The organism is Candidatus Woesearchaeota archaeon, assembly GCA_020854775.1.
In the GTDB taxonomy this organism is placed as follows: domain Archaea; phylum Nanobdellota; class Nanobdellia; order Woesearchaeales; family 21-14-0-10-32-9; genus 21-14-0-10-32-9.
Window position 1 is genome coordinate 1 of the sequence record JAHKLZ010000053.1, and the last position, 5,553, is coordinate 5,553.

General features: G+C 33.7%; 6 protein-coding genes. All 6 read right to left on the bottom strand.

What is annotated here, in order from left to right; all coding sequences use genetic code 11:
• Nucleotides 1-144: 144 nt before the first annotated feature.
• The 6 genes from KO361_06320 to KO361_06345 all read right to left on the bottom strand — a co-directional run bounded on the left by KO361_06320 (nt 145) and on the right by KO361_06345 (nt 5,407).
• The gene (locus tag KO361_06320; protein ID MCC7575179.1) at nt 145-366 is read right to left on the bottom strand and encodes a hypothetical protein; all 222 of its coding nucleotides are present in this window, start codon (nt 364-366) and stop codon (nt 145-147) included.
• 3 nt (nt 367-369) lie between these two features.
• Nucleotides 370-693 carry a hypothetical protein gene (locus KO361_06325; protein ID MCC7575180.1) on the bottom strand — a complete coding sequence of 108 codons (324 nt, stop codon included), beginning with the start codon at nt 691-693 and terminating at the stop codon, nt 370-372.
• Between the two features lie 241 nt (nt 694-934).
• On the bottom strand, nt 935-2,059 hold the full coding sequence (locus tag KO361_06330; GenBank protein MCC7575181.1) for a putative sulfate/molybdate transporter: 1,125 nt from the start codon (nt 2,057-2,059) through the stop codon (nt 935-937).
• A gap of 407 nt (nt 2,060-2,466) precedes the next feature.
• A complete protein-coding gene (locus KO361_06335) occupies nt 2,467-3,384 on the bottom strand; it encodes a hypothetical protein (GenBank protein ID MCC7575182.1) in 918 nt (305 codons plus the stop codon).
• Between the two features lie 166 nt (nt 3,385-3,550).
• Nucleotides 3,551-4,471 (bottom strand): hypothetical protein, encoded by a 921-nt coding sequence (locus KO361_06340; GenBank protein MCC7575183.1) that lies wholly within the window; start codon nt 4,469-4,471, stop codon nt 3,551-3,553.
• A 168-nt stretch (nt 4,472-4,639) separates the two neighbouring features.
• On the bottom strand, nt 4,640-5,407 hold the full coding sequence (locus tag KO361_06345; protein MCC7575184.1) for a hypothetical protein: 768 nt from the start codon (nt 5,405-5,407) through the stop codon (nt 4,640-4,642).
• Nucleotides 5,408-5,553 lie beyond the last annotated feature (146 nt).

The window sequence follows — 5,553 nt, forward strand, 5'->3', positions numbered from 1 at the left end:
CTGACCCGAAGTCATCGCATCCCCCACATTGCTTATACCCCTTGTTGTGTGCAGTGGTTTAGTCTTACGGATTTGAAATTATATAGGATTGTCGTATATTTCTTAAGAAATAATTTCTTAAATGTCTTTATTTCAATAAAATATTTACTTTGAGAATTCAAAAGAGTTTCTTACTCTAACAAATTTTCTTTTCGTTTTACTTTCTTTGTCTTGTTGTCTTTTTTCAACATTCGGAAAGTCTTTTTCAATGAATTCTAGTTTGAAATTCTCGGGAAGATTTTCAATTAAATTTGGATTATCTATCAGATGATTTACAAAATCAAATGATAATCCAATATTTCTTTCAACGGTTTCCTTATTAGTCATAATTCAACGTTTTTTCAATTTCTTAACATATCTTTCTTTGTACCATTCCCACCTATCCTTCAAGTCCTGTTCTGCATATTTTGATGCACTTTTTAAGTTGTCAATCGAAATTTCCTGTTTCTCTTTATCACCATTTGGTTTCATTACATCTCTATGAAAGAAACCGTGAGCGCAATCATATCTTACAATCGGATGCCATTTATCCTCAATAAATGCTTCATATTGAAAAACAACATCAATTAATTCGCCTTTTTCAGTTTTCAAACGAACACGTAGTCTGTCATTACCGTGTTTATCTAAAAATGTTTCAAAATTTACTTCTTTCACAAATTTTAAATGTTATTCAAGGCAAATATACGACAATAATTTCAAAAACGTTTCTTTTTTTATGTGAATGATATTCAGTCATATGCGATTTCGTCACCCATTGCACACAACGGTTGAGTGTATGTGCTGTAAGGGATTGCGTAGTAGTTGCCTGTCCACAGATACAAAAGTTTGAGCGGGCTACAACGCTTGAATACCCAATGAAACCCTTATGGCATATACACTTTGTTACCGCTTGGTGTTATAATTGTTTTATTCTCTTATTTGTTCCATTAAAGAATTTAATTGTATAATGTATTGTTATGCCTGAAATAAAACCAATTGCCATATTTGTTAGTAATGCGACTATTACAGTAATTACCAAAGGAATAATATCAATACTAAATTTTGCAGACCATGCAAATTTTGTAAGTTCAATACCAACTAAAATCATCATTCCACCAATTATAGCCATAGGGAAAAAAGTAAAAATTCCAACTATTGAAGCAGAAAAAAACAGACCCAAACAAATCTCAATAAGTCCTTCAATAATGTTAGCACCACCCGTCCTAGCACCAAAATAATACTGACTTGCTAACCCGCCTGCTCCATGACATAAAGGCATACCACCAAAAAATGGCAGCAATGTATTCATAATGCCCTGATTCCATGAGAGATGAATGGCACTAACAGGTTTTTCTGGCCAATAATGCCTAATCAAGTTTGAAGTTGCTAAAGTAGCATTTGTTATTGTCAAGGGGATTTGGGCAAAACCAGCAAGAAAGAGGACTTGCCATAGTTCATTAAAAGTAAATGTGGTAAATTGGGGAATTGTAAATGATGGCATGCTAATGTTTTGAAAATTACCTTCAAAATAAACCATCCCAAACCCAACTACCATTAAAACTAAAGCGGCAGGGGCAAATCTGTTGTTTTTAAGAATTATAACAATGAAAATAGAAATAACCCCTAAAGCCCAACCAGTTGAAATCATATTAAATGCTTCTATGGCTAAAAGAATCCCCAAGGAAGCTTGTATGCCATGAATTACAGATTTTGGAGTAAACTTTTCAATCCATTTTATTAAGCCTGTTAAGGCAAAAATTAACCAAATTATACCCATGGCAAAACCTGATGCATATACCATTGACGGAGTCCATTGCTGAGCAATTGCTACAACAGCAATTACTTTCATAGGCTCAATAGGCATTGGGAGTTTATATACCAGACCAGAAACAATATTTGCAAGTCCTATCATTATTAATAGTCCTGAAGGTTCAAGCCCAAAAATAGCAATATAGCCAATTGCCAGTGGTAATAGAGTTCCAAAATCCCCCATTGCCCCAGCCAACTCACGTAGATTAAACTCAAAAGATTTAATACGCATTCTTTTGTGTAATATTTAATTATATGACTATCCGTTTCGATACCAAAACTCCGAATCGTCATTACGAACCACGAAGTGCTCGACGAAGTCAAACCCTTGCTTTTTAAGGGTTGAGGCAATCTTTATTTCGCTGAATACGAGTAGATTGCTTCGTCATAAAAAACACTTCTCGCAATGACGTATTCTCTATATTTTAACTTTAGGTATGTTAGCGGACAATCATATTTAATTATTTTTTCATTTCAGGTTCTTCTTACACTTGGCGGTAACGGCGGGGGGTGTGGCAAGTGTGGGAGAGCGTGTTACGTTTTCGTCCCCCGACGAAAACGCCCGAGCGGGCGAAACCGCTCCGAAGTTCCAATGTCAACCCACATTGGCTACACCCTTTGTTACCGCCTGGTTTTGTTTTATTTCCAGTATCTATTTGTCAAGTAATCAATTAAACTCCCTGTATCTTGCAACTCTGTTATTGGTTTCAAAAATTCGTCAGGACTAATTACAATATACTTTTCAGGATTTTTAAGTTGTAATTTCCAAGATTCTTCAAGCGTTTTACCTTCTAATTTTTTTGAAGTTATCCTTTCTTTTAATTCTTTGTTTTCTTTCGGAATAATGTGCAGGTGCAACCAATCATTTGCTCCATATTCTTTATTTTCAGTCATTGTCCAGCCAAGAAGTGTTTGTCTCATTAATTGATAATATGGCTCATAAAATAAGTCTTTAAAATCTGCTGTTTTTATTGGACAATCTGGTCTTTCAAGCAATTCCTGATATACTTCAAATCTATTTTTCCCTGAATCTGAAATTAGTAATGAATTGGTTGAATATGATTCTGTATATTTCCATTCGATTAAAATTAGAATCTTATCTCCGTTGTTTTTTCTACCTATCATAAAACTGTCAATTGAAGTAGAATTTGCTCCACGTTGAGTTGAAGATTCTTTTCCTAATGGTTTAATTCCAGTTTTTTCAAATTCAATCATTCCCGAGTCTACAAATAATGACTCACTTATTGAATTATTTATATTCTGTAATATTTTGTCAGTGCAGTCTTTTCTTTGCCGTAGTGGATATAAGTGGTTTAAGCACGCAATCTGAGAAGAAAGCAAATGACCTGTCGGCTCTCCATTTCCAGACCACCAAGCTATTCCGTTATTAATGAAATATTCTTTTGCGTCTTTTCTTATTCCTTCCCAAAGATTTAACTCAGGTTCAGATAAAACAAATTCTCTTTCTTTACCGAAAAATAATCCATTCCCTGGGTCTCTGAAAATCTTATCACGAATTTCAATCGCTTTTTGTCTTTCCTTGTCAATGTATTTCATATCGTATTTTTTTGTCTTAAACTTGGCGGTAACGGCTGGGGGTGTGGCAAGTGTGGGAGAGCGTGTTACGTTTTCGTCCCCCGACGAAAACGCCCGAGCGGGCGAAACCGCTCCGAAGTTCCAGTATCAACCCACATTGGCTACACCCCTTGTTACCGCTAGTTTTTTAATAATACTCAATTGTTCTAATTGTTATATTTTCAATATTGTCATTTTCGTATAAAATTCGTTCAATCCAATTTCCTTCTTTATCGTATTTGTAAAAGTATTTGTGTATAGTCTCAACTTCACCATCTTCATCAAACAGTCTTGTTTCAATAATATTATCATTCTCATCCAATGAAATTGTCATTTTACCAGTCAAATCATTATCTGAATAACTTAATATTTCTTTAGGAAATGGTTTTTGGCCATTGTATTTAAAAATGAATTTATTGTTCTCATAAAATAAAGTTTCAATATATCTACCATAAATATCCTTTTTAATGTAATGAACAAGGTCGCCTGTTTTTCCATAAGTGTTTTCTGCTAATGTTCCATTTTCATATATATACTTAATTTTCTCAATAATAGTTCCTTCTGTGTCAATTGAGATTATTTCACTTAAATTTCCATTTACATAATTAAATTTTGACGTTTTTATTTCTTCACCTTCTTTGTTGTAAGTTTTACCACTTATAATTCGATTGTTTTCATTAATAAATTTATGTATAGTTTCGTTTTCATTATATTTAAAACTCATTTCAATTCTATTCCAATTTTTATCATAAGAATGTTTTAGTGAATAAGACAAATATGAATTATTCACTTCTATTAACATTAGTTTACCATTTTCTGAAAATTCAACTTTTGAATTTGGTGGAGTCAAAACATTAAGATATTCAGATAAGTCAAAGTCTGGATTGGTTATTTCTCCCTTAATAGGTTCACCAAATTTTTCTTCAGCAGAAAAAGTTTCAGATATAATAGTTTTAACATTTCCCTTTAAATTATTTAAATAGATTAGATTTTCTTCATAATCTTTAAAAGGAGTTGAATTGCACGAATATATTAATAGTACAATCAAAAAGTAATTTATTCTTTTCATATCTATAATGTTTTGGTTGTATGTCGTTTATAAAATTAGCGGTAACGGCTGGGGGTTGTGCCCAGTGGGGGAGTTCGGCGCCAGCGGATTTATCCCCCGCTAAGAAGTTTGTTGCGAGCCCAATTGCCCCGAATATCTAGAAATCCCCCACATTGGGTACACCCCTTGTTAGCGGTAGTGGTTTTCTTCAACTTGTTGCTTGAATTCGTATTCCATCGTACTAATATATTCCTTTAAGTCAGTAATTTTCTTCTCATTATCCAGCAATTTATCAGAAAGAGTTTTTATAAAGAGTTCTTTTTCCTTTATGATGTTGTCTTTCAGTGCTATTTTATTTTTATATTCTTTCTTTAATTCGCTCATTTTTTTCAATACTTGCCTTTTTCCACCTTCAGTTTTATCTTCGGTTTCTTTTCTTCTGGAGAGGCTGTTTCGTAGGAATTCGATTTCCTTTTCCTTTTGCTTAAATTTTGTTTGATATTCTTGAAGTTTAATATCTCTATCCTTAATTATTTCTTCTTTCTCCTCCAACCTTTCTTGGACTGAGTTTGTAAGTGTCTTGTATTCATTTAATTTATCTTGAGCAACTTTCTTTTCCTTTTTAAGTTTTGCTGTCTGACTTCTATTCTCAAAGTGTAGATTGATGTTTAACCTTTCTACTTCTCGTATCTTCTTTTCTAAAAGTGAGTTTAGGCTAATTGTCTTTAAGTTTTCAGCTCTTAGTGACTCAATCTCCTCTTCTAGTTGGAATAGAAACCTCGTAGAATCAGAATCAAGAGTGTCAACAAACCGTAAATTAATTCTAAGGTATTTTTTTCCATCGATTTCAATGAAATTCTTGGCGTTCAATTTTTCTAAATGAATGCTATTCAAGTTTTCGATGGGAAAACCTGTTTTCCTTCTAATTCGATAATATAGTCTTTTCAGTTTACTCAACATGTTTTTTCGTTCACCATTACCGCTAACGGCTGGGGGTGTGGCGAGTGTGGGAGAGCGTGTTACGTTTTCGTCCCCCGACGAAAACGCCCGAGCGGGCTAAACCGCTCCGAAGTTCCAATGTCAACCCACATTGGCTACACCCC

Excerpts from the sequence above, each read along its gene's own strand:
- KO361_06335 (MCC7575182.1), bottom strand. The coding sequence starts at position 3,384 with ATGAAATACATTGACAAGGAAAGACAAAAAGCGATTGAAATTCGTGAT.
- KO361_06330 (MCC7575181.1), bottom strand. The coding sequence starts at position 2,059 with ATGCGTATTAAATCTTTTGAGTTTAATCTACGTGAGTTGGCTGGGGCA.
- KO361_06340 (MCC7575183.1), bottom strand. The coding sequence starts at position 4,471 with ATGAAAAGAATAAATTACTTTTTGATTGTACTATTAATATATTCGTGC.
- KO361_06320 (MCC7575179.1), bottom strand. The coding sequence starts at position 366 with ATGACTAATAAGGAAACCGTTGAAAGAAATATTGGATTATCATTTGAT.